19 protein-coding genes are annotated in these 26,115 nt (G+C 59.8%); 5 read left to right on the top strand and 14 right to left on the bottom strand.

Annotated elements, in window-relative coordinates; genetic code table 11:
- Positions 1-1,047, bottom strand: coding sequence for a UDP-3-O-(3-hydroxymyristoyl)glucosamine N-acyltransferase (gene lpxD, locus LOC68_RS15800; protein ID WP_230220481.1), 1,047 nt, complete (start codon positions 1,045-1,047; stop codon positions 1-3).
- A 430-nt stretch (positions 1,048-1,477) separates the two neighbouring features.
- Here lpxD and LOC68_RS15795 point away from each other — a divergent pair, with 430 nt between their 5' ends.
- Positions 1,478-3,259: a GntP family permease gene (locus LOC68_RS15795; RefSeq protein WP_230220479.1), complete on the top strand. Its 1,782-nt coding sequence runs from the start codon at positions 1,478-1,480 to the stop codon at positions 3,257-3,259.
- A gap of 129 nt (positions 3,260-3,388) precedes the next feature.
- Here LOC68_RS15795 and LOC68_RS15790 read toward each other — a convergent pair whose 3' ends face one another.
- From LOC68_RS15790 to LOC68_RS15765, 6 genes are all read right to left on the bottom strand, one after another.
- Positions 3,389-4,381, bottom strand: coding sequence for an exonuclease/endonuclease/phosphatase family protein (locus tag LOC68_RS15790; RefSeq protein ID WP_230220477.1), 993 nt, complete (start codon positions 4,379-4,381; stop codon positions 3,389-3,391).
- A gap of 258 nt (positions 4,382-4,639) precedes the next feature.
- Complete coding sequence (locus LOC68_RS15785) at positions 4,640-5,515, bottom strand: ABC transporter ATP-binding protein (RefSeq protein WP_230220475.1); 876 nt, start codon at positions 5,513-5,515, stop codon at positions 4,640-4,642.
- Positions 5,508-7,268 carry an ABC transporter permease gene (locus tag LOC68_RS15780; protein ID WP_230220473.1) on the bottom strand — a complete coding sequence of 587 codons (1,761 nt, stop codon included), beginning with the start codon at positions 7,266-7,268 and terminating at the stop codon, positions 5,508-5,510. Before LOC68_RS15780 ends, LOC68_RS15785 begins: the two co-directional genes overlap by 8 nt.
- Before the next feature lie 10 nt (positions 7,269-7,278).
- On the bottom strand, positions 7,279-8,817 hold the full coding sequence (gene lysS / locus LOC68_RS15775; protein WP_255670991.1) for a lysine--tRNA ligase: 1,539 nt from the start codon (positions 8,815-8,817) through the stop codon (positions 7,279-7,281).
- 824 nt (positions 8,818-9,641) lie between these two features.
- Complete coding sequence (locus LOC68_RS15770) at positions 9,642-10,481, bottom strand: suppressor of fused domain protein (protein WP_230220472.1); 840 nt, start codon at positions 10,479-10,481, stop codon at positions 9,642-9,644.
- 43 nt (positions 10,482-10,524) lie between these two features.
- On the bottom strand, positions 10,525-12,126 hold the full coding sequence (locus LOC68_RS15765) for a DUF3239 domain-containing protein (RefSeq protein ID WP_230220470.1): 1,602 nt from the start codon (positions 12,124-12,126) through the stop codon (positions 10,525-10,527).
- A 239-nt stretch (positions 12,127-12,365) separates the two neighbouring features.
- Here LOC68_RS15765 and mprF point away from each other — a divergent pair, with 239 nt between their 5' ends.
- The 3 genes from mprF (at position 12,366) to ilvC (ending at position 16,758) form a co-directional block, all read left to right on the top strand.
- Positions 12,366-14,927 carry a bifunctional lysylphosphatidylglycerol flippase/synthetase MprF gene (mprF, locus tag LOC68_RS15760; RefSeq protein WP_230220468.1) on the top strand — a complete coding sequence of 854 codons (2,562 nt, stop codon included), beginning with the start codon at positions 12,366-12,368 and terminating at the stop codon, positions 14,925-14,927.
- Between the two features lie 215 nt (positions 14,928-15,142).
- Complete coding sequence (ilvN, locus tag LOC68_RS15755; RefSeq protein WP_230220466.1) at positions 15,143-15,631, top strand: acetolactate synthase small subunit; 489 nt, start codon at positions 15,143-15,145, stop codon at positions 15,629-15,631.
- 122 nt (positions 15,632-15,753) lie between these two features.
- Positions 15,754-16,758 (top strand): ketol-acid reductoisomerase, encoded by a 1,005-nt coding sequence (ilvC, locus tag LOC68_RS15750; RefSeq protein WP_230220465.1) that lies wholly within the window; start codon positions 15,754-15,756, stop codon positions 16,756-16,758.
- A 162-nt stretch (positions 16,759-16,920) separates the two neighbouring features.
- Here the strand turns inward: ilvC and LOC68_RS15745 are convergent, their stop codons facing one another.
- The 4 genes from LOC68_RS15745 to LOC68_RS15730 are packed head-to-tail and all read right to left on the bottom strand — an operon-like array spanning position 16,921 to position 19,951.
- Positions 16,921-17,226 (bottom strand): hypothetical protein, encoded by a 306-nt coding sequence (locus LOC68_RS15745; RefSeq protein ID WP_230220463.1) that lies wholly within the window; start codon positions 17,224-17,226, stop codon positions 16,921-16,923.
- A 13-nt stretch (positions 17,227-17,239) separates the two neighbouring features.
- Entirely contained in the window at positions 17,240-18,118 is an 879-nt protein-coding gene (locus LOC68_RS15740) for a hypothetical protein (protein ID WP_230220461.1), read from the bottom strand.
- Positions 18,119-18,124: 6 nt separating this feature from the next.
- Positions 18,125-19,033, bottom strand: a complete 909-nt coding sequence (locus tag LOC68_RS15735; protein ID WP_230220459.1) for a hypothetical protein — start codon at positions 19,031-19,033, stop codon at positions 18,125-18,127.
- A 15-nt stretch (positions 19,034-19,048) separates the two neighbouring features.
- Entirely contained in the window at positions 19,049-19,951 is a 903-nt protein-coding gene (locus LOC68_RS15730) for a hypothetical protein (protein WP_230220457.1), read from the bottom strand.
- A 182-nt stretch (positions 19,952-20,133) separates the two neighbouring features.
- Here LOC68_RS15730 and queC point away from each other — a divergent pair, with 182 nt between their 5' ends.
- Entirely contained in the window at positions 20,134-20,793 is a 660-nt protein-coding gene (queC, locus tag LOC68_RS15725) for a 7-cyano-7-deazaguanine synthase QueC (RefSeq protein ID WP_230220455.1), read from the top strand.
- A 956-nt stretch (positions 20,794-21,749) separates the two neighbouring features.
- Here queC and LOC68_RS15720 read toward each other — a convergent pair.
- From LOC68_RS15720 to LOC68_RS15710, 3 genes are all read right to left on the bottom strand, one after another.
- Positions 21,750-24,065 carry an alkaline phosphatase D family protein gene (locus LOC68_RS15720; protein WP_230220453.1) on the bottom strand — a complete coding sequence of 772 codons (2,316 nt, stop codon included), beginning with the start codon at positions 24,063-24,065 and terminating at the stop codon, positions 21,750-21,752.
- Between the two features lie 204 nt (positions 24,066-24,269).
- Positions 24,270-25,289: a type I glyceraldehyde-3-phosphate dehydrogenase gene (gene gap, locus LOC68_RS15715; protein ID WP_230220451.1), complete on the bottom strand. Its 1,020-nt coding sequence runs from the start codon at positions 25,287-25,289 to the stop codon at positions 24,270-24,272.
- 393 nt (positions 25,290-25,682) lie between these two features.
- Positions 25,683-25,976 carry a hypothetical protein gene (locus tag LOC68_RS15710; protein WP_230220449.1) on the bottom strand — a complete coding sequence of 98 codons (294 nt, stop codon included), beginning with the start codon at positions 25,974-25,976 and terminating at the stop codon, positions 25,683-25,685.
- Between the last annotated feature and the right edge of the window lie 139 nt (positions 25,977-26,115).

Here is a 26,115-nt window from a genome sequence, read left to right as displayed (position 1 = left end):
TTAGGCCGTCTTGCGCAGCTCTTCTTCTTTCTCGAGCTGATCGACTCGCGCGAGGAGCGCCTTCAGCTGCTTTCGCATCTCCGGCAACTTGCTGAGCAGCGCGAGTTCCAGCTTCTTGTCCTTCGCCGAAATTGCCGGCGCGCCGATCACATTTTGTCCGGCGCCGATATCGCAAGAGATCCCCGACTTGGCGCCCAGGATCGCGCCGTCGCCGATGTGGACATGGTCGCGAACGCCGACCTGACCCGCCATCACGACGTAGTCGCCGGTGCTGGTGCTGCCGGCGATGCCGACTTGCGAACAGATCAGATTGAAGCGGCCGATGCGGCAGTTGTGGGCGATCATCACCTGGTTGTCGACTTTGGTCCCTTCGCCGATCACGGTCGGTCCGTAGGTGCCGCGGTCAATCGTCGTGGCGGCGCCGATCTCGACGTTGTCATGCAGCACGACGTTCCCCAGCTGCGCCGAGAGAACATGCTTGCCGCTGGAAGAGTCGTAGCCGAAGCCGTACGCTCCCAACACCGCCGCGGCGTGCAGGATGCAGTTGGCGCCGACGATAGTGTTTTCGTAGAGCACGGCGCCGGGGAAGATCGTCGTCCCAGCGCCGATCGAGCAGCCGGCGCTGATCTGCGCACTGCTATGAATGATCACGTCAGCGTGAACGGTAACTCCTTCCCCAATCACTACCATCGGCCCGATCGACGCGCTCGGTGCGATCACGGCGCTGGCGGCGATGATGGCCGAAGGATGAACGCCCGGCGTCTGCTGGGTGAGGGAAGGACGAAATAGCGCGACCGCCTTGGCGAACGCGGCGTGAACATTCTTGACCAGAATGACCGGCATGCCCGCCGGGGCGAACTCGCCCGAAGCGATGACGGCGGCGGCTTGCGAGCGGGCCAGCTCTTTCGCTAGTTCAGGGCGATCGGCCAGGGTGATTTCGCCCGGCTGAGAATCGCGAATGATCGCGGCGCCGGTGATCTCGAGCTGTGCGTCTCCCAGCAGCTCCCCTTCGACAAGAGTAGCCAACTGGCCGAGTGTGACGCTCATTGGGGTGCTTTCTTTCGCGGGAGCTGTAAAGCCGAAGTTGATAGCAGGGCAATGTAACGGATTGGCCCTAAAACGACCAAGGCCGATGTGTTTCGCTGCTAGCAATCTCGGCGTCAATTCGCACGGGAAACGCCGAGCGAAAAACGACGATTCGGCTCGTCGGTGCGGGCAGATTCGCGCGCGAGCGCGAGGCTTAGGAAGCGAAGGAATGAATGACTTTTCATGTTGCGAATGGGGCCACGTGGCTTTGTGACCAGATCTTCCCCCTTGTCGCCCCCAACCGGCATGGCCTGAGCTGCTCTTGCCGGATTTGGCTCCCTATTTCCCAGCGTAACCCTTGATATTCGGGCCTCGTTGTGGCATTCTCATACTTCCCCGCGCCACGGAAAATTACCCCACTTCTCTGAAATAGCTGCTAGAGACGCCTGCCATGACGCCTGACCAAGTGAACTACGCCCTCCTCTGTTTGGGCGTCGGCATGGCCACGGTATTGGGACTGATCATCTTCCTGCGGGCCAACGCTTTCATCGCGATGTTGGTTGCGGCGATGGTCGTCAGCTTGATGGCCGACGGCAGCGTGCAAGACAAATTCAGCCGCGTCGCTTCGGCATTCGGCGGCATGGCCGGCGGCGTCGGCATTGTGATCGCGCTCGCAGCGATCATCGGCAAGTGCATGCTCGACAGCGGCGCGGCCGATAGGGTCGTCCGCTGGATGATGAGCATTTGCGGCGAGAAACGGGCGCCTGCGGCGCTGATGAGCAGCGGCTTTATCCTGGCGGTGCCGGTCTTCTTCGACACCGTCTTTTACTTGCTGGTGCCGCTGGCTCGCTCGCTGTTCCGCAAAACGAAAAAGAACTACCTGCTCTACGTGATGGCGATCGCCACCGGCGGCGCGATTACGCATACGCTCGTTCCGCCGACTCCTGGTCCGCTGGTCGTCGCCGATCAGTTGGGAGTCGACAAAGGGATGATGATTCTGGTTGGCGCCGGCGTCGCCTTGCCGGGCGCCATCGCGGGGCTCCTCTTCTCGATGCTGATGAACCGCTGGATGCCGCTGCCGATGCGGCCGATCAGCGCCGAACCGGAACCGGATGAACTGCCGGACGATCAACTGCCGAGCCTCTTCGTCTCGCTGCTGCCGGTGTTGTTGCCGGTCTTGTTGATTTCGACCAACACCGTCCTGACGACGATCGCCGATGGACAGCGCGCCGCGCAGCTGAAAGTGGAAGACGTCGATTGGGAGAAGTTCCGCGACAAGGTTCGCGCCGAGAACGGCGGCGACGCCGACACGCTTGGCAAGCGGATGGTCTCGGTCATCACCGAAAGCGAATTCCAAAAGGAACGTCGCGCCGAGATCGCCGATCTGCTGCTGCGTGACGCACCCCTTTCGACCGACGATCAGCAAGCTTTGGTGACCGGTTTGAACCAGTTCGTACTCTCCCACAAACCGCTGGGGGTCGACTTGCCTGGCAAATTGCCGCCGTCGCTGGTCAAAAAGGTGAACGGCGACAACACCCGCATGAAGCCGGTCGACGCCGAGCGGATGAATCGCCAGGTGTTGGAATCGACTTACGGCGAAGAAATGATTCAGCCGCACGTCTGGGATACCGACGCGCGGAAAGCGGCCAACTGGTCGGCGGCGTTTGGCGATCCGAACTTCGCCCTGCTATTGTCGGCGATCATTGCGATGGCGACGCTCGTTTCGTCGCGAAAGCTGTCGTTGAAGGAACTGGGACAATCGGTCGAAGTGGCGCTGATGAGCGGCGGCGTGATCATCCTGATCACGTGTGCCGGCGGCGCTTTCGGCGCGATGCTGGGGGCGGCGAACGTCGGTCCGGCGATTCGCGAAATGTTCAGCGTCGGCAGCGGCGGCAGCGCGATTATGATTCTGCTGCTCGGCTTCTCGATCGCGTCGGTATTGAAGATCGCCCAAGGTTCGAGCACGGTGGCGATGATCACCGGCGCTGCGATGCTCGGGGGACTAGCGACGCCGGAAACGCTCGGCTGCCATCCGGTCTATCTCGCCACGGCGATCGGCAGCGGCTCGCTGATAGGTTCGTGGATGAACGACAGCGGCTTCTGGGTCTTCGCCAAGATGAGCGGTCTGACCGAAGTCGAAGCGCTGAAGTCGTGGACGCTGCTGCTGTTGGTCCTGGGGGGCACCAGCTTCCTGGCGACGCTGATCCTGGCGACATTGTTGCCGCTGGTGTAAACGCAGCGAGCCTCTTCATTCGTAGCCCGAAGCGCAAGCGAGGGAAATGCGCTTGGCAATCATGACGCGGTTGGAAGTAGCCCGACGCATTTCCCTCGCTCGCGCTTCGGGCTACTATTGAGATCGCGATTAGCGGACCGGCGCTCCGGCGCCAGAGGCGACGGCCGATGGGCCGGCTTCGTAGGCGGAGAACTCGCCCCAGACCGGCAAGTGGTCCGAGACTTCCGACGCTTGTTCCAGCGTCAGTCCATGTTCTTTCTGCATGTCGTAGACGCCGGCTCGGCCGGTGAATTCCCGGGTGTCGGCGGCGATGAAGACCAGATTGTCGTAGCTCTTCTTGCGCAGCGTGTTGGTCGGTTCGTCCGAGACGGTGTAGGTAATGCCGGGGACCTGACCGAGCGCGCCGAGGTGTTTGTAGTCGACGTTCAAGTCGCCGAGCAGGATCACGTCATCTTCGTGACCGCTGTAGCGGACCAGTTGATAAACTTCGCCCAGGGCGTCGAGCTCTTGGTCGGTTTCGTCCGGATCGGTATGGATGTTGATCAGGCTGAAGCGGAACGGGGCGCGGGTCTGATCGGCGCCGATCGCACGGAACGTGGCGACCATCGGTTCGCGATGGAGCAGGTCGCTCGGGTCATTGATCGTGTAGACCGAGCTCGGTTCGACGGCGATCCGATTCTTGTCGTAGATGAACACGTACTGCTCTTTGCTGCTGGTTCGACCGAGCGGCGGACCGACGATCGAGTCGTAGTTGCGGCCGTTGGCGTTGATCATCTGCAAGAAGCGGGGAATCACGTCCTGCTCTTTGCTGCGCAGTTCCTGGATCGCGACGACGTCGAACTTGCGGACGATCTCGGTCAGCACCTGCATCACGTCAGGCTTGCCGATCTTCGATTGACCGAAGACCTGGATGTTGAACGAAGCGATTCGAATCGTATCGCCCGACGGAGCGGCGGTGGGGCCGCCGGTCGAGATCGGCGTCGTCGCGGTCGACTCGGTTTGCTGGTTCTGTTGCTGCTGAGCGACTTCGGCGGCTAATTTTTCGAGTTGTTCAACGTTGCACCCGCCGGAAAAGATCAATCCGAAGAGGAACGCCAAAACCGAAAGAATGAGGGCCCGCATCGCAGCCTCCTTGCTGTGTGTGCAGTGAGCGAGAATCTGTAGTTAGCGCGCGGGAGGTTAGCAAACGGGGGGCGCCAGCATCCAGATCAATTGCGAGAGAAAATCGCGAATTTTCTGAGGAGAGCCTGCTAGTAACCGGGCGCCATGCTTTTGTCGCGTCTTCGCGAGAAGAGCATGTCTTCAATGCGTATTACCAGGGCAAAGACATGCTCATCCGGCGAAGACGCCGCAAGAGCATGGCACCAAAGAGTAAACGCCCTACGTTTTCTCGACGCGTCCGCCGGTCAGGCGAATCACTTCGTGCCCTTGCGCGGCGATCGCGTTGTCGTGCGTCACCATGACGATCGTCAGATTCTGCTCGCGGTTGAGCCGCTTCAAGATCTCCATGATCTCGCCGCCGGTCTGCTCGTCGAGGTTGCCGGTCGGTTCGTCGGCCAGCAGGATCCGCGGCTGCGCGATCAGCGCACGTGCGATTGCGGTCCGTTGCATTTCGCCGCCGGAAAGCTCACGCGGCTTGTGCGTGATGCGATGACCGAGGCCGACCATCTCGAGCAGCTCTTCAGCGCGCTTGCGGAACTTCTTGCGAGCCGCCCAATAGCTCCACATCCCGTGCGAGATCATGATCGGCGTCAGGACGTTCTCCAGCGTCGTCAGTTCCGGCAGCAAGTGATAGAACTGGAAGATCATTCCAAACGCGCGGCTGCGAAGCGCGTCGCGCTGGCGAATGCTCAGTTTGTCGATCCGCGTGTTGGCGAAGTTGATCTCGCCGGAGTCAGGCGAATCGAGCGTTCCCATCAGGTGCAACAGCGTGCTCTTGCCGCTGCCGCTCTGCCCGATGATGGTGGTGATTTTCCCTTCTTCCGCCGCGAAGTCGACGCCGCGCAGGACCGGAATCGTCAGCCGCCCTTTGCGGTAGCTCTTGTGCAGGTTCTTCGTCTCGAGCAACGGTTTCTTCTTTTTCTTGCTCGGCTTTTCGCTCGCTTCCGGCGTGCTGCTAGTCGGCGGCGCGAACTTGGCCGGACTGATGTGCGGGCCGCTGATCGTTTGGCGACGCACTTCATGATCGGGCAGGACGCTTTCGCGCTGCAGGCGAATTTCGAGGGCGGACAGGCCTTGCGGTTCTGCGTTACTCATAGCGAAGTGCCTCTACCGGATGAAGTCGCGCGGCTCGCATCGCCGGCAGAACGCTCGCCAACACGGCGATCAGCATCGCGCCAGCGACGACCCAGACGATGCTCCAAGGTTCGATGATGGTCGGGATTTCGCGGAAGTAGTAGACCGTGGGGTCGAAGACTTCGCGGCCGGTGATCCATTCAATCACCGCGGCGATCCGATTGATGTTGATCACAAAGAGCAGTCCGAGCACCATGCCGACGCCCGATCCGACGATCCCCAGCGACAAGCCGTAGCCGAGGAAGATGCTCATGATGCCGCCGCCCGAGGCGCCCAGCGACTTCAGGATGCCGATGTCTTTGGTCTTCTCGACGACGATCATGTAGAAGGTCGCCAGGATGCCGAAGCCGGCTACCCCGATGATCAAGAAGAGGAGGATGTTCAGGATCGTCTTTTCCATTTCGACCGCCGAGAGCAGCGGACCTTGCAGGTCGCGCCACGATTGAATGCGGTAGGGCGACGAAGCGGGCGGGAACGCAGCACGCAACTTGTCGGTCACTTGCTGTAGATTGGCGCCATCCTTCAGCTTGATCTGAATCGACGAGATCGCGGTTCCATGTTCCGGATGAATCATCCCGCGTAGACGTTGCAGCTGATCGAGCGGCATGAAGGCGAAGGCCGCGTCATATTCGCTCATCTTGCTTTCGTAGAAGTCGGTCACGGTGAACGTGGCGTTCATCGCTTTCGGCGGATTCTCGGCCGTCGGGAAGGTCAGTTTGACGTCGTCGCCCGGCAGGACCATGTAAAAGTCCTTCACTTCGCCGGTCGTCTTGTCGCGATCGCGAACGCTGCCGATGGCGATCCCCAGGATCAAGCCGGTCGCTTGATGGGTGAGCGGATCGTAGGTTGATTCGGCCGGCAAGCCGCGGCGCGACGAGAACGGGTCGGCGCCCTTCTTGTTCGCGTCGTACAGCTCGGCGTTGGCCATCTGGTTCAGTTCTTCCGGACGAGCTCCCGGCAGCGGCGGCGCGTCAGGATCGGAAGCGAACGGCGGCAGCACCGCTTTTTCGGTCACGGTTTCTTCGTGATCGACCAGCGCAATCGGCGCCGGCTGCATCACTCGTTTCTGTTTCAACAGATCTTGATCGGGCCAACGGCCGGTTTCTTCAAATTCGCGGAACTGCATCAGCTGCATTTCGAGCTCGCGCTCGTACATCACCTTGCCGCGACGATGTCCCCAGCCGGCGTCGCGCAGCGGAGAGCCCTGCTCTGCATCGTAGCCAGACTCTTTCAAGTCGAAGTTAACGTGCTCGCGGTTGGCGGGATGCTTCAGATATTGGGTAAAGTCGCTGACTTTGGCGTACGACTCGGGATCGATACCGACCAGCGTGACGTGCCGCGGCATCCATTGATCGCGGATTTTGATGCTAAGCATCGACGGGACGTGCACGGTCGCGGTGACCGCTTCGATGTCGTCGCCGGCGACCTCTTTGACCCGCGCAATCTCCTCTTCCCAGTGATAAAAGCCGTTCAGACTGTGGCTTTCCATCACAATGTCGGAAAGGATGCCATGCAGGCGCGAGTGCATCTCGTGCGCGAAGCCCGACATGACCGAGTTGACGACGATCATGGTCGCCACGCCCAGCGTGACGCTGATGATCGAAGCGAGCGCAATATAGCGCGTTCGCAGATAGCGCAGGCAGAGTAACAGCTTGTACATCGCCAGTCCTTTGGCTTTCTCGACGGCGGCGGCTTCCGTGCCGACGCGGATCAATCGGCAAGCTCTATTCTTGCGACGCTTCGTGCCGCAGGAGGGGGAATAGAATGATCTCGCGGATCGTTTGCGTATTAGTAAGTAACATGACTAACCGGTCAATCCCAATTCCGAGACCCCCGGCCGGAGGCATGCCGTTGCGGAGCGCCCGGATGAAGTCATGGTCCATTTTGGCCATCGAGTCTTCTTCCGATTGCCCTTCTAGCTGCGTGCGGAACAGCTTGTCCTGGAGGTCGGGATCGTTCAGCTCGGTATACGCGTTGGCCACTTCCATGCCGTTGATGAACAGCTCGAAACGCTCGGCCACCGCCGGATTGTCGGTCTTCCGCTTGGTCAGGGGGCAGATGCTAGCAGGGTAGTCCATCACAAAGATCGGACCCTTCAGCTGGTCTTCCACCTTCTCTTCGAAGATCTCGTTGCGGATGACGTCGGGGTGCTTTCCTTCCGTATCGAGACCGAGGTTGATCGCATACAGCTTCACCGCGGCGTCGTCTTCCGGATTGATGCCGGTGTTTTCATGGAACAGCTCGGCGTAGGTCCGGCGCTGGAACGGCGGCGTGAAGTTGACCAGCGTTTCGCCATACGGCAGCTCAAACGCGGCGCCGATAGCTTTGATAGCGTCGGTGATGATCGCTTCGGTCAAATCCATCATCGAACGGTAGTCGCCGTACGCCTGATAGACTTCGAGCATCGTGAACTCAGGATTGTGCTTCGGGCTGATCCCTTCGTTGCGATAAACGCGTCCCAGTTCAAAGACCCGTTCCATGCCGCCGACCAACAGCCGCTTCAAATGCAGCTCCAGCGCGATCCGCATGTACAATTCCATGCCGAGCGCGTTGTGGTGGGTGATGAACGGACGAGCGGCGGCGCCGCCGGCGATCGCGTGGAGCGTCGGGCCTTCGATTTCAATAAAGCCTTGGTTCGACAAGGTCTGACGGATCGACTTGACGATCTCAGTCCGCTTCACGAAACGTTCGATCGCTCCGTCGGTGTGCGACAGGTCGAGATAACGCATCCGCTGACGCAGTTCCGGATCGGTCAGGCCTTTGTGCTTTTCCGGCGGCGGATCGAGGGTCTTGGTGAGGAAGTGAAGCTCTTCGACGAAGACGGTCAGTTCGCCGGTCTTGGTCTTCTTCAGTTCGCCGTCGACGCCGACGATGTCGGCCAGGTCGAGACATTGAGCGATCTGCCAGTTCCGCTCGCCGACCTGGTTTTGGCCGATGAAGATCTGGATCTGCCCGGTCCGGTCGCGGACATCGGCGAAAATCAGTTTGCCGGCCGATCGCATCAGCACGAGTCGCCCTGCGATGCGGACCTTCGGTCCGTTGTAGGTGGTCGTTTCCTTGCCGTCGACCGTTTCGGTCGCTTCGGTGATTTTCGATTCCTGGGCGCGGACGTCGGCGATTGCGATGTGATTGTCGAACCGCTGACCCCACGGGTCGATCCCCATGTCGATCAGCTGCTGCATCTTCTGGCGGCGAGCCGCTTCCAACGCCGACAGATTCGCTTCGTCTTCGCTCACCGTCCAAGGTCGATCCTTGGAGGTCAACTTGCGGCCGACGATGGCGGCCAGCAGTTCTTTGAAGTCGTCATGCGGTTCGTAAAGTTCGACTTCGTTCGGCTTCAGGCCGCTCGGCAGTCGCAGCAGATCGTACATTTCGCCGGCGACGTCTTCGCGGTTGCCATTGTGGTCGTTGCGCATAAACCACACGCACTGCAACAGTTGCGTCTGCTGGGCGCTCTCCAGCACGATGTCCAGTTCGTGCTGGGCGGTCTCTTTGGTGTAGGGATTGAGGGACGCTTCGTTGTCCGAGCCGAGCCCGATGGTCAGGCAGAGCGTGTCACGCGCCTTTTCCAGCAATTCCCGCGACGGCACGGCGCCAGGACGGCCGTGGTCATCCGTGTCAAAGCAGTGATCGATGATTTCAAAGGTGACGCCGTAGTTCGGCTTGGCGACCGATTTGTTGAAATCTTTGAAGAACTTCCGCACTTCGCGGCATTCCTTGACCGTGTCATTCGACCAAAGCAGGAAGACGTGGTACTTGGAGGGGCGTTTGGCGGGCGCAGCCATCGAAAATTGCCTTGATTGGGGGGCGAAATCCGCCAAGGAGCAAGTCCGAGGCGCAACAGCGAAGAATGTAACCTCAAGAACCCCAACATTTTCCAGAGATTTGGGGACGGGTCAATGCGGGTGTGGAGAGTCAAATCGCCCAAAGGGTTCGTTGAGCTTCGAAATTCGACCCCATTTTGGAGGAGGGAGGAGAATGGAACACGGAGGCCGCGGAGGAAGAACACGACCGGAGACGCGGTAGGAGAAATAGAGATCGGCAGATCGGGAACAGGGGCGCCGTCGCCCTGTTCTATTCGCAGCCGCTACCGGTGAGGATTGAGAAAACTGGGGCGACGCATGCTATGCAAGGTGCGCGACGGAAACTCCGCTTTTAGTCGCCGGAGCGTCTCGAGATAGCCATGTTGATAGTAGAACCGCAGTTCGTCCGTGTGAATCGCCGTCATCGCGAAAAAGTCGACCGTACGATCTGAAACCGCCATCGCGGGAAGCTCTTCCGGCCCAATTTGCGGCGGAGTGAACATCCAGGCGGTCATCGTCGTGTTGGCGTGAAAAGGACGCGCAGGGACGCCGTTGGGCAGAACCTGCGACCTGGCGACATACGTGTTTTGCTCTTGCGGCAAGCGCGCGACCAATTTCATCCAGCGCAACGGCCAGTAGATCGCTTCGTTGGCCAGCGCGCTTTCGTCGATGGGCCAATTCTGCGGCAAGCAGAGGATCATCTCGGCGTAAGGGAAGCCGTCGGCTTCCGGCGGGATCTGCATCGGTTGCTCCGCCATGCCGCAGGTCGCTAAGGTATGAAACGGCGTCTTGGCCGTCGGTTTGACCCAGAGGATGTCGACCTGCTTCTTTTCGTTGACATGATCGCGAAAGACGCGCGCGATCGGCCCAACGTGCTGTTCGATATGCTTGCTGATCGCGGCGAAGAGTTGACCGTCGCGCTCGATCACGCGCTTGGGCGGCTCCGCCGCCGTCGCAGGGACCAGCACTTCATCTTCGCTGGGGATGACGATCGCTTCCGTTTCGCCGGGCTGCGGGACGAGAATCGTCGTGCCGCACCCTTTGCAGATCGTCTTGCGACCGACATGCTTTTCGTCGACCTTGAATCCTTTTCCGCAGATGGGACAGCGGAATTCAATCGGCATAAAGTCTGGGGTGGAGAGAGCGAAACGGACGAGAAAGGGACTGCTATAGCGTCACGTCATACAGGCCTGGTTTCAAGGGGCGGGGAACTTGTTTTAGCCCCTCGCTGAGTTGTTTCCACTCTTCGTCGTCGATTTGCGAGATCACATACCGTGCGGCGGCTGGATCGCCGTTGGCGTAGGCGACCGGAATCGGCTCGAAGTCGCCCCAGCTTGTCGCTTTGTCCCCTTTTTCGGAATCTTCATGATAGGCGGCGGCGGTTGGAATGCGCTCGCCAATCTTGATCGGACTGCCGTCGATTTGTTTCGAGAAAAAGGGGACCACCTTAACCGCGAGTCGTTCTCCTCCGCCGGCGCCCAAATCGAGGTCGGTGATCGAAGCGAACAGCGGCGGATCCAGTGAAACGATCACGCCGGGCCGGCTGTCGCCGTCTTTAAAGTGATGATGAAGTTTCCGCCACCTGAGTGCGAAGATCCCGAACAGGATCACGGCCGGAATAAAGAGGCTCCAGTGGACCATAATGCCGAGCAGAACGAACAAGACCGCCGGAATGCCCCACCAGAGGATCTCGATCGGACGCAGCGATACGTAGCGGCCGAGCTTCAGGGAGACGCCGGCCGGATTCGATGCGGCCGGTCCATCCGGATAATTGCCGGTCACCGCCAGGGTCGAACAAGGGACGTAGACCGGCTGGCTGCACTTCGGACAGGGGATCGATTTGCCCGCATCTCCGGTTTTCGCTTCGAAGGTTTCGCCGCACGGGCAACTCGCGACGATCGATTGCCGCTTCGATCGACGCGCTGGGGCCCAATCCAACTGCATGAAGCTGGGACGCTGCATATCGATCAGCTCGCGAATCTCGAACGATTCCATGATCCGATCGACCGCTTCGTCAAAACCATGCTTCAGTTTGAATTCCATTTCATCGAGATGGAGCGGCAGCATGTAAAGGAAGTTGACGGTGTGCCCGTCATGCTGCAACTCGAACGACTCTTCTTCAAACATGAACGGCGCAACGAACATCCAGCAACCCATCGGCGTGCTGGCGTCGAACTCTTCCGGTGGATTGCCGCCGGGGATCGTGTGCGAGATGGTGAAGAAGGTTTCGTAGTCGTGCGGAAAGCGCGCCAGGATCTTCATCCAGCGAATCGGCCAGTAGTTCGACTCGTCCTCAAACGCGTCCTGCGACATTTTCCAATCGGGCGGCAAGCAGAGAACCAGCTCGGCGTAGGCCAGCTCTTCGGCGCCCGGCGGAGTCGTCATCGGCAGCTCGGACATCCCGGACGTGACCAGCGTGTAGTAAGGACGCTCGGTCGTCGGGTTGATCACATGGACGTCGACATGCACTCCGGTCGAAATCAGCTCATGAAAAACGTTGTCGACCTTGCCGAAATGTTTCTCAATATGTTCGCTGACCGCTTCGATCAGCCCCTCGTCCCCGATCGAAATCCCCAGGTCGCGCCGCTCTTTGTTCGAGTGGTCGTACAGCGTGCTACCGCCGGTGGTGTCGCCGGAAAGCTCCGCTTCTCCCTGGTCGGGGATGGTGATCGCCGCGCCGCATGATCGGCAACTTGTTTTTCGCCCTACGTGCTTGTCGTCCACTTTGAAGCGTTTGCTGCAAACCGGGCACGCAAATTCGATAGGCATGAGACGTTCCGCCGAGAATAGAAAGCTGTGCGAGGAGGACCGATCGACCGGAAAGTCGGCGGTTCGCCTGATCATACCCCCTCCCCTGCGGCGACGCAAAAAAATCGTTTCCTTGCGCTCGGCATGCGGTTGTTGGTCCCCGGTATAATCCGGCTTCGACCGGTTTGGCGGAAGCGATCGCACAACGCCAGTCGAAACTTACGTTGCGATCCGTCGCTACGAATACTAGAACATTCCCCATGAAACGACTGCTGTCACGACTGTCGCCCTTTTTGGCGGTATTGATCTTTTGCGGCGCCGCCTGGCTGCTGGCGCATGAGCTGCGCAACTACCATTGGCACGACATCCGCGAAAGTCTGAGTACGATGCCGTCGCAGAAGATCGCTTTCTGCGTGGCGCTGATGTTCCTCAACTACGTCGTGCTGGTTGGCTATGACTTGCTCGCCCTGAAGGCGATCGGCCGGACGTTGCCGCTGCTGCGGGTCGCCTTCGCGTCGTTTACCGGATTTGCCGCCAGTTATAACTTTGGCGCAACGCTTGGCGGGGTCCCGGTTCGCTATCGTTCTTACTCGGTCCTGGGGCTTTCCTCGGTCGAAGTCTTACAGATTTCGGTCATGCTCGGCGGGACCTTTTGGATCGGCGTCTTCGCGATCGGCGGACTCGCATTCGTCTTCGATCCGTTCGAGCTGCCGCCTGACTTGCATCTGCCGATTACGTCGGTCTCGGGACTCGGCTGGCTACTGTTGGCCAGCGCCGTCGTCTACATCGCGCTGACGTTCCTCTGGAAAAAGCCGTTCACGATCGCCGGGCAAGAGATCCGTTTGCCTGGTCCGGGGATCGCCCTGGCGCAGCTAGGGGTTGCGATCGCCGACATCATGATCGCGGCCGCTTGTTTGTACGTGCTGCTGCCTGAAGACGTGGGAATGAACTACCCGCAGTTTCTCGGCGTCTTTCTGTTGGCGTCGATCGCGGTGGTTCTGACGCATGTTCCTGGCGGCGTCGGCGTCTTTGAACTGGTGATCCTGACGCTGACCGCATCGACCGCCAAAGATGACGTCGTCGCGGCGCTCCTCGTCTTTCGGGTGATTTACTACTTGCTGCCGCTCTTCGCCGCGATCTTGCTGCTGGGCGGTCAAGAGTATCACGCTCATCGCCATCATCTCGATCCGGTAGCGCGTCAGGCCTGGCAGATCACCTCGTCGCTGTTACCAACGCTGTTGGCGTTCGCCGCGTTCATCGCCGGCGCGGTTTTGCTCTTCTCCGGCAATACGCCAGGGATGGGAGAACGGATCGCGGCGCTCAAGCACTACATTCCCCTCTCGTTCTTGGAGGCGTCTCACTTTTTGGGAAGCGTTGCCGGCGTTGCGCTGCTGCTGACGGCGCGGGGACTTCAACTGAAACTTGACTCGGCCTGGTGGGCTGCGGCGTTCTTGCTCGTCGCCGGCATCATCACGTCGCTGCTCAAGGGATTGGACTATGAAGCGGCGATTCTGCTATCGCTCGTCCTATTTGCGCTAATTGCGTGTCGCGATCAGTTCTATCGGAAAGGATCGCTGGTGCACGAGCGATTCTCGCCGGCCTGGATCGCCCTGCTGGCGCTGGCGCTCGTCAGTGCGACATGGCTCGGGTTCTTCAGTTACCGCCATGTCGACTATCGCAACGACTTGTGGTGGGACTTCGCGTTTCATGGGGATGCGTCGCGCTTCTTGCGAGCCAGCGTCGGCGTCGCGGTCGTGGTGTTGGTCTTCGCAGTGTGGCGGCTCCTCTCGCGCGCACCGGGTCCACGGACCGAACCGCCGACGCCTGAAGAGATGGAAACCGTCATGGCGATCGTCGCCAAGTCGCCCAGGCTCGCATCGACGCTCGCGCTGCTGGGAGACAAACGGTTCCTGTTCAGCGACGACAATTCGGCGTTCATCATGTACGCGATCGAACGGCGATCGTGGGTCGCGATGGGAGACCCGGTCGGCCCGGTTGAGCAATGGTCAGAACTGATTTGGAAGTATCGCGAACTCTGCGATCGGTATCATGGCTGGCCCGTCTTCTACCAAGTCGCCCCTGAAAGCTTGTCGATCTATCTCGATCAAGGTTTGACGCTCTTGAAGCTCGGTGAAGATGGCCGCGTGCCGCTCCGCGAGTATTCGATCGCCGGCAATCACTTCAAGAGCCTCCGCTCGACCCGCAACAAGCTGCAAAAGTCGGGCTACACGTTTGAGATCGTTCCCCGCGAGCAAACCGCCGAGCTGATGCCGCGACTTCGCGAGATCTCCGACGGTTGGCTCGCCGAGAAGCACTCGGCCGAGAAAGGATTCTCCCTCGGCTTCTTCGACGAAGAGTATTTGAGCCATTTCGACATCGCCGTGATCCGCGACGCGGAAAGAATTGTCGCCTTCGCGAACGTCTTGGCGAACGAGCCGAAGGAAGAGGCGTCGATCGACCTGATGCGGTATGACTCGTCGGTCGCCGGGCTGATGGACTTCCTGTTCATTGAACTCCTCCTCTGGGCGAAGGAGGAAGGGTACGAGTGGTTTAACTTCGGCATGGCGCCCCTTTCTGGAATCGAAGATCGCCGGCTGGCCCCGATGTGGAACAAGATCGCCGGGCTGGTCTACCGGCACGGGGACCACTTCTACAGCTTTGAGGGGCTGCGGGCCTACAAATCGAAGTTCAAACCGGTCTGGGCCCCCCGCTATTTGGCCTCTCCCGGCGGCTGGGCGCTTCCGCAAGTGTTGGCTGATGTGACCCGTTTGATCGGTCGACATCGCCCGGAGAGCGAAAAGTTGGAAGAAGAGGCCGCTTAACGCGTGATTGGCGGCCGCTCGTGGGGGGCCAGAGTCGGCCGATCTTATGGCCTGGCCGAGTCAACTTAAATCCCCGTGAAATCTTGCTTTACGTACGCGTGAAGTTCCTGCGAAACAGGGTGAACCTGACGGCTGTTTGGGGGTCTCGTCTACTTGTTCCCGCTCAAAACGCCAAGTATCATGCGGGTTTATTCTGACTCTACTGGGAGAAACTGATGCGACACGTCCTTTCGGCGGTCGTCCAGAACGTGCCCGGGGTGCTTGCGCACATCTCGGGGATGCTGGCTTCGCGGGGCTACAATATCGATTCGCTTGCGGTAGGGGAAACCGAAGTACCCAACCTGTCGCGGATGACGTTTGTAGTCGTAGGCGATGATCAGGTATTGGAGCAAGTTCGTAAGCAGCTCGAGAAGATCGTTACGGTCGTTCGCGTTTATGACGTCAGTTCGCAAGACTTCGTCGAACGCGACTTGATGCTGATCAAGGTTTCGACCGCCGGCGGCAAGCGTAGCGAAGTTCGCGAGCTGGCCGACATCTTCCGCGGCCGCATCGTCGATGTCGGCGCGGAAGACGTTGTGATCGAAATGTCGGGTCCCGAAAACAAGATCATCGCGTTTATCGACTGCATGCGTCCGTTCGGCATCACCGAACTGGTCCGCACCGGCCGAATCGCCATGGTCCGCAGCGGTACCACGGTCGAATAAGCGATTCAGCGAAACGCCCTGTGCGGCGTTTTGACTCCACTTTCGCCTGCTCGCAGGACTGGAGCCTTCGCTTCGCCTGCTTTTCCATACACCCGTTTTGTTGCGTTACAGGAACTTTTTCAATGCCCGCCAAGATTTATTACGACAACGATGCCGACCTTTCCGTCTTGAAGGATAAGACGATCGCTATTTTGGGTTATGGGTCGCAAGGACACGCCCAAGCCCAGAACCTGCGCGATAGCGGCTGCAATGTCGTAATCGGGCAGCGTCCCGGCAGCGCCAACTACGACCTGGCCGTGAAGCACGGCTTCGAGCCGATGTCGATCGAAGAGGCCTGCAAGAAGGCCCAGGTCATCAACGTCCTGCTGCCGGACGAAGTCCAGGGCGACATCTACAAGACCTCGATCGCCCCGAACCTGAAGCCGGGCGACGTTCTGATGTGCTCGCACGGTTTCAACATCCACTTCGGCCAGATCGAACCGCCGAAGGGGATCGACACCTTGTTGGTCGCGCCGAAGGGCCCGGGCCACTTGGTTCGTAGCGAATACGTCGCCGGCGGCGGCGTTCCGTCGCTGATCGCGCTCGGCGACGGCGCCAGCGAAGAAACCCGCAAGATCGGCCTGGCCTACGCCAAGGGGATCGGCGGCACCCGCGGCGGCGTCATCGAAACCACCTTCGCCGAAGAGACCGAAACCGACTTGTTCGGCGAACAGGTCGTGCTGTGCGGCGGCGTCAGCGAACTGGTCAAAGCTGGTTTCGAAACGCTGGTCGAAGCGGGCTACCAAGAAGAAATGGCCTACTTCGAGTGCATGCACGAACTGAAGCTGATCGTCGACCTGCTCTATCAGGGCGGACTGAACTACATGCGTTACAGCATCTCGAACACCGCCGAATTCGGCGACTACTCGACCGGCCCGCGCATCATCACCGCCGAAACCAAGGCTGAAATGAAGCGCGTCCTCAACGAGATCCAAGACGGCACCTTCGCCCGCAACTGGATCCTCGAAAACCGCGCCGGCGCCCCGCGCTTCAAGGCGATCCGCCGCAACGAACGCGGCCACCAGGTCGAACAGGTCGGCAAGCGCCTCCGCAAGCTGATGACCTGGATCGACTCGAAGGAAGTCTAGTCGCCAACAGCGTCAAGAACAAAGAAGCAGGGCCGTCCAACAGGACGGCCCTCTTTTTTTGCGCACGCAAATCGTAGGGTCCGCTGTGCGGACCAGCGATGCGGTAACCAGATTTGCCGACGCCTGCGTCGAGTAAAAGAACATCGATCGCTTAAATTGGTGCTATGTAGGAGGCGGCATGTCGCGAAAGTAATGGGCATGCAGCAGCGCCATGCCTCCTAGCAGCGCGGGAAGCGCGAAGATCCACGGATAGGGAACTCCGATCGCTGCGCTAGCCGCCAATAGCAGACTGCCGACAATCCCGCCCGGAACCGCACAGTTCCAACCCAACCGCTGCGCCGTCTCAAAATCTCCCACCCATGCGTTGGCCGCCCCAATGATTCCCGTAAGGACGCCGACCAACAAGAATGGGAGCCCCATCGCCCAAAAAGGGATGAACAACAGTGCGTACGTGTCGAAGTCCATCATGACGTGAGTTTGCTCAAGGGCCTTTCGTCGGAGCGCCGCCATCCACCTTCCAGTATTCAATCGTCAATCCATCGGCGGTTTCCATTCGCCCAGGCTTCTCTTCGCGGGGCCACGTGTCCAGCAATTCGACCAACTCATCGTAATGCGCCGCGATGTCGTCGATGCTCTGCAAAGGAAAGGGAAAAGACTTTTCAAACCTCCCACCTTGGTGGACGTCGATGCCGATAAACGAAAGCCGCGTATTTGCGTTGGGCTGAGTCTCCCCGCCGACCAGCCAACGGTCGACCTGGATGAGCATGACCTCCGGTAAGGGCTCATCGGCGTCGCACGTTCTTAGCTTATCGTCGGGATTAATTCGAACGAGCGTGTCTGGTCGTCCGGCCAAGGAGAACTCGATCTGCTGGACGTGGAACTCCCGTCTATAGACGCTTCCCATCACGTTGACGTTTTCGATCTGGTCCATGCGACTTAGATTGGCGGCGAACTCGCGCCGGATCGCGTCGTCGGTTCGCAGCAAGCGATGGAACTGGACTCCGGCTAGCGTCACGATCGCGGTGAGAAACGTTGCGTAAAAAACCGCGAGGATGGGAAACTGAAATTGCCCCGGCGCCGGCACGTCGCGAAAGCTGTAGGAGTGCAGCAGCGCCATTCCTCCCAGGATCGCTGGGACGGCAAAGATCCACGGCAGCGGAAAGCCAAGAAACAGAGAGACGATCGCCAGCCACACGCCGAACGTTCCTCCCATCAAGAGACAAAGCCAACCCAGGTATTGCGCCTTCACAAACCTTCCCCAGCACGCGTGGACAAGCGCGCGCAAACCGAGCGAAAGGAAGATCGCGAAATAGCAAAGGACGAGCGCACCGAAGCCGAAGAGGAGGATGAATTCGATCATGATGCATTAGTCGCTCGCGTCGTCGCGATTCGGTGGGCGGTTATCGATCACCCAATAGTCGAGCGTCTCGTCCCCTCGTTCCAAATGTCCCGGCGCCTCTTTCCGGGGCCAACTTTCCAGCAGTTCCACCAACTCATCGTAATGCTCTACCAAATCGTCGACGCTTTCAATCTTCAGCGGGACCAGATCACGCAGCGGACTATCGGGGCCAAACGAGAGCGCGTAGATCCCGAATTTGGAGAACAGGGGCTCTTCGGCGGTGCTTCCTTTGCGTGGCTTCTTCCCTTGGCCCCCAAACGTCCAGGGGCCGATCTGGAGAACTGCCAGCGATTCGAGACGATCGCTCGACTTGCAATCGAACAGCTCCTCTTGGCCGCCAAGCTTCACGAGCGTGTCGGGACGCCCGGCCAGCGAAAACTGCACGCTGTCGACCTCAAACCGCGATACTTCATGACCGTGAACGACGACGTTGTCGATCCCCGGCATCCTTTGAAAGTTCGCCAGGCATTGATCGCGTTCGCGATAGAAGCTCGTCTGCGACATTTTGTAAATGCCGGCGGCTCCGGCGACCACCAGCGTTACGTAGATCAGCGCCGGAAACGGAACCTGCCAACGCCCCAGCGGTGGGCGATCTTTGTAATAGTAGGCGATCGCCAATGTCACGCCGCCCAGGGCGGCTGGAATGAGCAGGATGAACAGAACCGGCATCGGCACGGAATTTGAGAACAGCAAATAGCCTAGGATCGCGGCGCCCAACACTCCGGCGCCAACGCAAAACTTCCCCAGCAGCCGCGCCGCCGTTAGTCGCCGCAGCAGCGCGATCAAGATCGCCAGCAGTCCCAGCGGAATCCCGATGGCGAGAAACGCCATCGAGAAAACGATGTACTCGATACCGGGGAATAAGTCGCCTTGCATGTTCGCGTTCGTTCTCTACGGGGCAGGGACGCTGTCGACTTCCGTCACCCAATATTCAATCACCTGATCTTCCAACTCCAATCGTCCCGGCGTTTCTACCCGCGGCCAACTTTCCAGCAGTTCGACCAGCTTGTCGTAGTTCGCGACGATATCGTCGACGCTTTCGATCTTCAGCGGGATCAGAGAACGCAAAGGCCCGTCGACTCCCAGCGATAGGTCGCCGATGCTGACTTTCTTTCTACGCGGCTGACCGTCGGCGCTCGTGGTCGATATCATACCCTGGCCGCCGAACGTCCAGGGACCGATTTGCTTGATCGTAAGTTGCTCTAGCGGCTGGTCTGAGTCGCAATGACGCAGCGAATAGTTCGCCGCCAGACGAATCCGCGTCTCCGGCCGACCGACCAGCGAAAACTCAATCTCCTCGACCCAGAACTCGAACAAGTCGGGATCAGGGCGTCCATGCACGACGACCGATTCGATGGCTGGCATTCGTTGGAAATTCGCCAGGGCCTGATCGCGGTTGTAGAAATACGCCCGCTGCCCCGCCTTGTAGAGGCCGGCGATCGACGCGACGAGCAACGTGACGAAGATCAACGCCGGCAGCGGAAACTGAAAGCCGGTCAGCGGAGGCAGGTCTTTGTAGTAGCGATTGATCCCCAGCGCCGCCGCGCCAAGCAGCGCCGGAATCGCGAGCGGGACCAGCAGCAGCGGAGTTGTGAACGGAACGTACATCACTCCGGGCAAGATCCCAGCGACCAGGCCGACGGCGACGCAGAACGAACCCAAGGCTTTTGCCGCCTGCGAGCGGCGCAGCAGCGCGACGAAGATCGCCAGCAGTCCCAGCAATAAGCTGAAGACAAATGCCAGGAACATGACCTTGAACAGCAGCTTCTGAAGGTCGAGGGCCGAGACTAGCATCGCTCACCGTTCCTTTAGTGGCTACGCGACGAGTGGTCAGGCGAAGCGACTCAACGCGATCAATGGAAAACTCCCTTTCCCGACAATCGTAGGGGCTGTCGTGCCGTGCAGGCAATTCACCGCATTGTAGTATAATGCCAACCGACATTCTTTCTCTTTTTCGTTTCGCCAAAGCCAACCCCATGTCCAAAGTCGTCGCCGTCGTTTCCGGAGGGATGGACTCCGCTACCCTGCTCTACCATTTGCTCGACGCCGGGCACGAAGTCTGCGCGATCTCGATCAACTATGGGCAGCGGCATGTGAAGGAGCTGGAGTACGCGCGGAAGTTGTGCGAGGGAGTCAACGTTCCGCACATGGTCGCCGATCTTTCGGCGATCAATCCGCTGTTTGGCGCCAACAGTCTGAGCGGCCGCGACATCGAAATCCCCGAAGGCCACTACGCCGAAGAGAACATGAAGCTGACGGTCGTCCCAAATCGCAACATGATCTTGCTCTCGGTCTCGATCGCATGGGCGATCAGTCAGCAGTGCGTCGCCGTCGCCTACGGCGCCCATAGCGGCGACCATGCGATCTATCCCGATTGTCGTCCGGAGTTCGCCGCCGCGATGGACCAAGCGGCGCAGCTCTGCGACTGGAACCCAGTCCAGCTGTGGCGCCCCTTCGTCGACATCGACAAGGGAGACATCGCGAAGCGCGGCGCCGAGCTGGGCGTCCCGTACGAGCTGACCTGGACTTGCTACAAAGGTCTGGAAGAGCACTGCGGCAAATGCGGCGCGTGCACCGAACGGAAAGAAGCGTTCGCGAAGCACGGGCTCAAAGATCCGACGGTCTACATGGCGTAGTTCGCGCACCAACACTAGCCCGAGGCGCGAGCCGAGGGAATGGGTTTGGAGAAATGACGAATGTCGAAACCAGAATGACGAAAGAACAAGATTCGTCATTCGAGCTTCGACATTCGTCATTTACTTGCGGCCGCTTTCCCTCGGCTCGCGCCTCGGGCTAGTATCGGCGGCGTCTCGCGCCTTACTTTTTTGATTGACAAAGCGCACGGAATTGTGGTCGATTCCCCGTAGCGCAGCGAAGCGCAATTCTCGCTCGGGAGGAGCAAACCGTCGGCGTCGCTTGCCTGACGGAGAAGGTCTTTGGCAATTCGTGAATCTGGAATGAGACGTTCCTGTTGCCGCGGTGGCGTCGCGAAAAAAAATCACGCCGCGGTCCAGTCCACTCCCAGCGTTGGCGCCGCTCTGCGGACCGTCGGAAGCGAGAACCCGATGGCAAGTCGTTCGGAACGTTGCGGTCCGCAGAGCGGACCCGACGGAAGATGCGGAGCTCGAAAAAAAAAGTGTGCGGTCCAGTCCACTGGTCGATTTAAAAAAACGTGTTCGAGCGGTCCACATCATAGGAAGACTGGGAAAGCCAGGGGAAGTTATGAGGGGCCAGAGAGACAGCTCCTCAAAAAAATGTTGCGGTCCAGTCCAGTGTCCGTTTGGACGCGAATGAATCGGGCGGGGCTGGCCCGGAAAATAGAGTGCGTTCCAGTCCACTGCCGGATCGAAAAAAATCGCGCCGCGGTCCAGTCCGCATTCCGCTCGGCTTGCTCCTCAAGCTACGATGCCCGCGCAAAAAAAATGCCGCGGTCCGGTCCAGTCGTTCCGACCGGAGGGCGCGGCATCTTGTTGCTTCAGAGCCCGCCCAGTCTTGCCGACCGGACGGGCCACCCTATTTTGACTTTGCGGCTTGTGGCTCGATTGCCTTCCGCATTCCCTCGGCTTGCGCCTCGGGTTAGTTTGGCGTCGCCTTAGCCGATGACGTTCTGGCCGCCGTTTTCTTTTTGTTGCAGCGTGATCGGCCAGCCGGGGAATTGGTTCCCTTCTTTGCCGTCGGTCGCGTCGATCAAAAAGCGGAACGACTCGATCTTGTAGGTCTTCGCTTCGGTGTCGATGGTGACGATGCCGAAGCCGCTTCCTTTTTGGTGGGCCAGTTCGTAGCGGTTACGCTTGTTGCCGACTTCCGGATTGCCGACGGCGTAGACGTACGCTTTGTTGCCGAAGCCGTCGATGAACTCGCCGGTGTTGGCCAGGCCATGTTTCGGTCGGTTTTCGTGCGGCATGCCGACTTCGTCGGGACGCCACCACCGGGGATAGCCGACGGCGATCGCCGGCGAGCAGAACGACCAGTTGCTGTCCCGCTGCTTGTCGACGCCGTACTGCACCAGCGTCGTCAGATGCTGGTCGCCGTTGATGTGCAGCGGCATTCCCTTGCGCAGGATGGCGACCGCGCGGTTGCGGGCCGTTTGCGGCCAACTGCCGCTGTCGAGGTCGGCCTTCAGGTAGCCGTCGTAACCGCCGTGATGCGTCGCAACGCCGGCGAAGACGGTCTGGCTGAGGACCACCTTCATGTTGTGCCCGCGCCAATCTTCGACCCACTCTTCCAGGAATTTTTCCTGGCGTTCGCCGAGCAGCACCAGATCCGGCTTGTCGAGCTTCGACGTGTCGAAGTTCGCATCCGGCACATGGTCTGGGCGACCGCCGCCGGTATCGACATGATCGGGACCGGTCTTCCACTGACGATCGGCGATCACCGCGAAGCTGACGCCGCCGTAAACGACGTCGCCGTAGTAAACGCTGATGTCCTGCAAGCAAGGCGCCGGATCGTACGGATCGGGGTGATGGGCGCAGTTGGTTTTGTGAACGACGTTCACCATCTTGGCCGGTTCGCGATAGCCGCCGGCCGAAGAGGTGTCGCCGCTGATCATCGCCTTGCCCCCTTCGCCCCAGATGTTCCCCTGGAAGACGTCATGGTCGTCCGGCAGGCACAACGTCGGACGATCGCGCATCGGCTCGCGGAACGACCAGCCATGCTGATAATACTTGCGCAGGTAGTTGAGGATCGCCGGGTCGGCCGGGTCGCGGATGAGCCCGTAGCCCCCATGGTTTTCATACAGCTGATCGCCGGAGAAGTAGAGGATATCGGGATCGAGCGCCAGCAAGTTGTTGGCGACCGGCTCGTACGGAAACGCATAGTCGTTCTGGCAGGTGAGCGCCCCAAAACGCAGCGGACGGCCAACCGGGTTGGCGCGGACGGTTCCGGTCCAGTCCGACTCGCTGACGCTGCCGTCACGCAGCGCTTCGCGATACACGACTTTGAACGGCGTCGCGGTCTTCTCGTCCCAGTTCGGGATGCGGAAGGTGGCGACCCACGCGTCCGTATCGAGCTGGGCCGTGCCGAGCGACTTCCACGCACCATCCTTTTCGACCAGCAGTTCGACGTCTTTGCTATCCTTCTCGCCGAGCGGGCCGGTCAAGGCGCTCAGCTTCAAGACGAAGCCTTCGCCCGAGCGCGAATCGCTGAGCGAGTACATCGTCCAGAGGATCGGGCCGAACTTGTTTTCGGCCGCTTCGGTCAGCGCGTCGCCGGAGACCTTCCAATCCCAGAAGCGATAACGAGCGCCCCGTTTGATGGCAGGAGTTTTGTTGTAGTTGCTGACGATCGAGACGTTCCCCAGCACCGAGGCGGCGGGAACGGTTTCGGTCAAGGTTGCGAGCGGCTTGTCGCTGGTCGGCGTCGACGCGATCAAGGTCAGCTGGTAGCCCTTGTCGGCCGGCTTGCCGGAGAGCGAGAGTTGGATCACTTGGTCAGCGACCTTTTCGGTCAGCGGTTTCTTCGAACCGCCCAGAACAAGCTGATCGCCGATGACGCCGGCGTTGATGCCGTTCTTCGCGAAGCAGTTGCTGCGATGTTCGTTGATGTCGCTGCGAACGCCGATGCGGAAGCCGGCGCCGCCGTCGTCTTTGTTGACTTCGACCTGACGGAGACGAACCGACATTTGAAAGGCGCCGCCGTTGTTGGTCAGCTGATGCGTCAGCAGGTGAACGTTGCGATCGCCGGCGGTGTTTTGGCACTCGGCGGCGCCGTCGACGATCCGCCAATCTTCCATCGGGTTGGCCCAATACTCTTCGCCGAGCCAGACGCGGTCCTGACGGTTCTCCAGCCGACTAGCCGCAGTCGTTTGGGCGGCGGAGTCTTTCGCCTCGGCGGTCGACTTTTGCAGACTGATCAAAGCGGTACCGGCGGCCATCGCCTTGATCGCGGTACGACGGGTCGTTTTCGCCATAGAGAAGAGACTCCTGAGCTATTTGCCTGGACGGGGGGAAAGAGTTCCCTGGCCCCGATTGGGTGGATGGGTCGGATGTGGGCGCTGCCGCCGTTGGCGGAGCGAGAGTGGGTTATCTCTACCTTAGTTCCAAAATGCGCACAAAAAAACCCTCGCTGCGGGATGCAGCGAGGGCTTTGTACGTTTCCGTCGCAAATGCGGCGATTACATGTTGCCCAGCTTGGCGACCAGGTCCGCGGTACGAGCCGAGTAGCCGGCTTCGTTGTCGTACCACGAGACGACCTTCACCAGCGAGCCGTTGATCACGTCGGTCAACGGAGCGGCGAAGATCGAGCTGTGCGGGTCGCCGATGATGTCGGCCGAGACGATCGGGTCTTCGGTGTAGCACAGAATGCCCTTCAGCGGGCCTTCGGCGGCTTCCTTCATCGCGGCGTTGATCTCTTCCTTGGTGACCGTCTTTTCGAGGTTGGCGACCAGGTCGACGACGCTGCCGGTCGGAACCGGAACACGCATCGAGATGCCGGTCAGCTTGCCCTTCAGGGCCGGAATCACCAGACCGACCGCTTTGGCGGCGCCGGTCGAGGTCGGGATGATGTTGAGGGCCGCGGCGCGAGCGCGATACGGATCGGCGTGCGGCAGGTCGAGCACTTGCTGATCGTTGGTGTAGGCGTGAATCGTGGTCATCAAACCATCCTTCAGGCCGAACTTGTCGTTCAGGATCTTGGCGACCGGAGCCAAGCAGTTGGTCGTGCAGCTCGCGTTCGAGACGGTCTTCATGTCGGCCGTCAGTTCGTTGTCGTTCACGCCCAGCACGCAGGTCAGATCGGGAGCGTCCTTGGCCGGAGCGCTGAGGACGACCTTCTTGGCGCCGGCGTCCAAGTGCGAGTCGTAGCCCGCTTTGGTTTCGGTCTTGCGACCGGTGAAGACGCCGGTGCTTTCGACGACGACGTCAACGCCCATGTCGCCCCACGGCAGCGCGGCCGGGTTGCGTTCTTCGAAGACGCGAATCTTGGTGCCGTTAACGGTCAGGCCTTCGGCGTCATATTCGACGGTGCCCGGGAAGCGGCGGTGCGTGCTGTCATATTTCAGCAGGTTCGCCAGCATTTTGTTGTCAGTGAGGTCGTTAATCGCGACCACTTCGAATTCGTCGCCACGGGCGATGAGATTGCGGAAGGTCAAACGACCGATGCGTCCAAAACCATTGATTGCAACACGAACAGCCACTGTCATTTCTCCTTGAACTTGCGCCGCGGTCTGGGGTGTTTGACCACGTGCGACGCGAACTCGTCTAGTGATGTATCGACTTCAAGCGGACGATCGATCTCCGCTTGGGGAAGCTTGAGTCAGCGGGTCCGTCGCTTGTTTTGATCCGTCGCTGGTTTCGCTGATCGTGCACGAAACCGGTATAAGAAGAAGGCGATTATACTTCCCTTAAAACTGCTCCACAACGGGCGTAAGGGGCGGCCGTTGCAAACGTCCAAAAGATGGGGAAACCGGAGGTTGTGGGCAACAGTCGACTGGCAAGCCCCGGTTATCGGCGTCCAAACTCACGCACCACCGGCAGAAGCGCTTTCCGGCGACTTTAGAACTCCAACTTCGCGAAGAAAAATTCACTTTTTAATCGTGACGACCCAGCATGTGCCGGAGTCCACGGAAGATCATCAGCGAGAACCCGCTTCCCAATGCCCCGGAAACGATCCCGATCAGGCTGCCGATCAGGAAGCCCATGTACTTGTCTTCGGCGATCAGCAAGCCGTAGCTGGCCCCCATCGCGAAGAACGTGGCGACGATAATCCCCTGCAGCAGGTTGTCTTTCCAGCGGAAATTCGGCCCGAAGAAGAGATCCGTAAAGAGGTTATAGATATACCTCAGCGTCGAATCGGTTGGCGATTGTGGTGGTGATGAGTTCATCGGAACTGCCCTGAAACGAGCCCGGACAGGCCCCATGCGGCCTGGAAAGCTGGTAACCTTACGCGAAGAAGGGAGAGTTCATTCGCCGAACCCCCATTAGAAGAGAACCACGCAGAGAGGGACACACAATCCTTCCCGA

It is taken from the genome of Blastopirellula sediminis (assembly GCF_020966755.1).
In the GTDB taxonomy this organism is placed as follows: Bacteria; Planctomycetota; Planctomycetia; order Pirellulales; family Pirellulaceae; genus Blastopirellula; species Blastopirellula sediminis.
The sequence above is the reverse complement of the archived record's forward strand: the minus strand, read 5'-3'. Positions and strand labels throughout refer to the sequence as shown.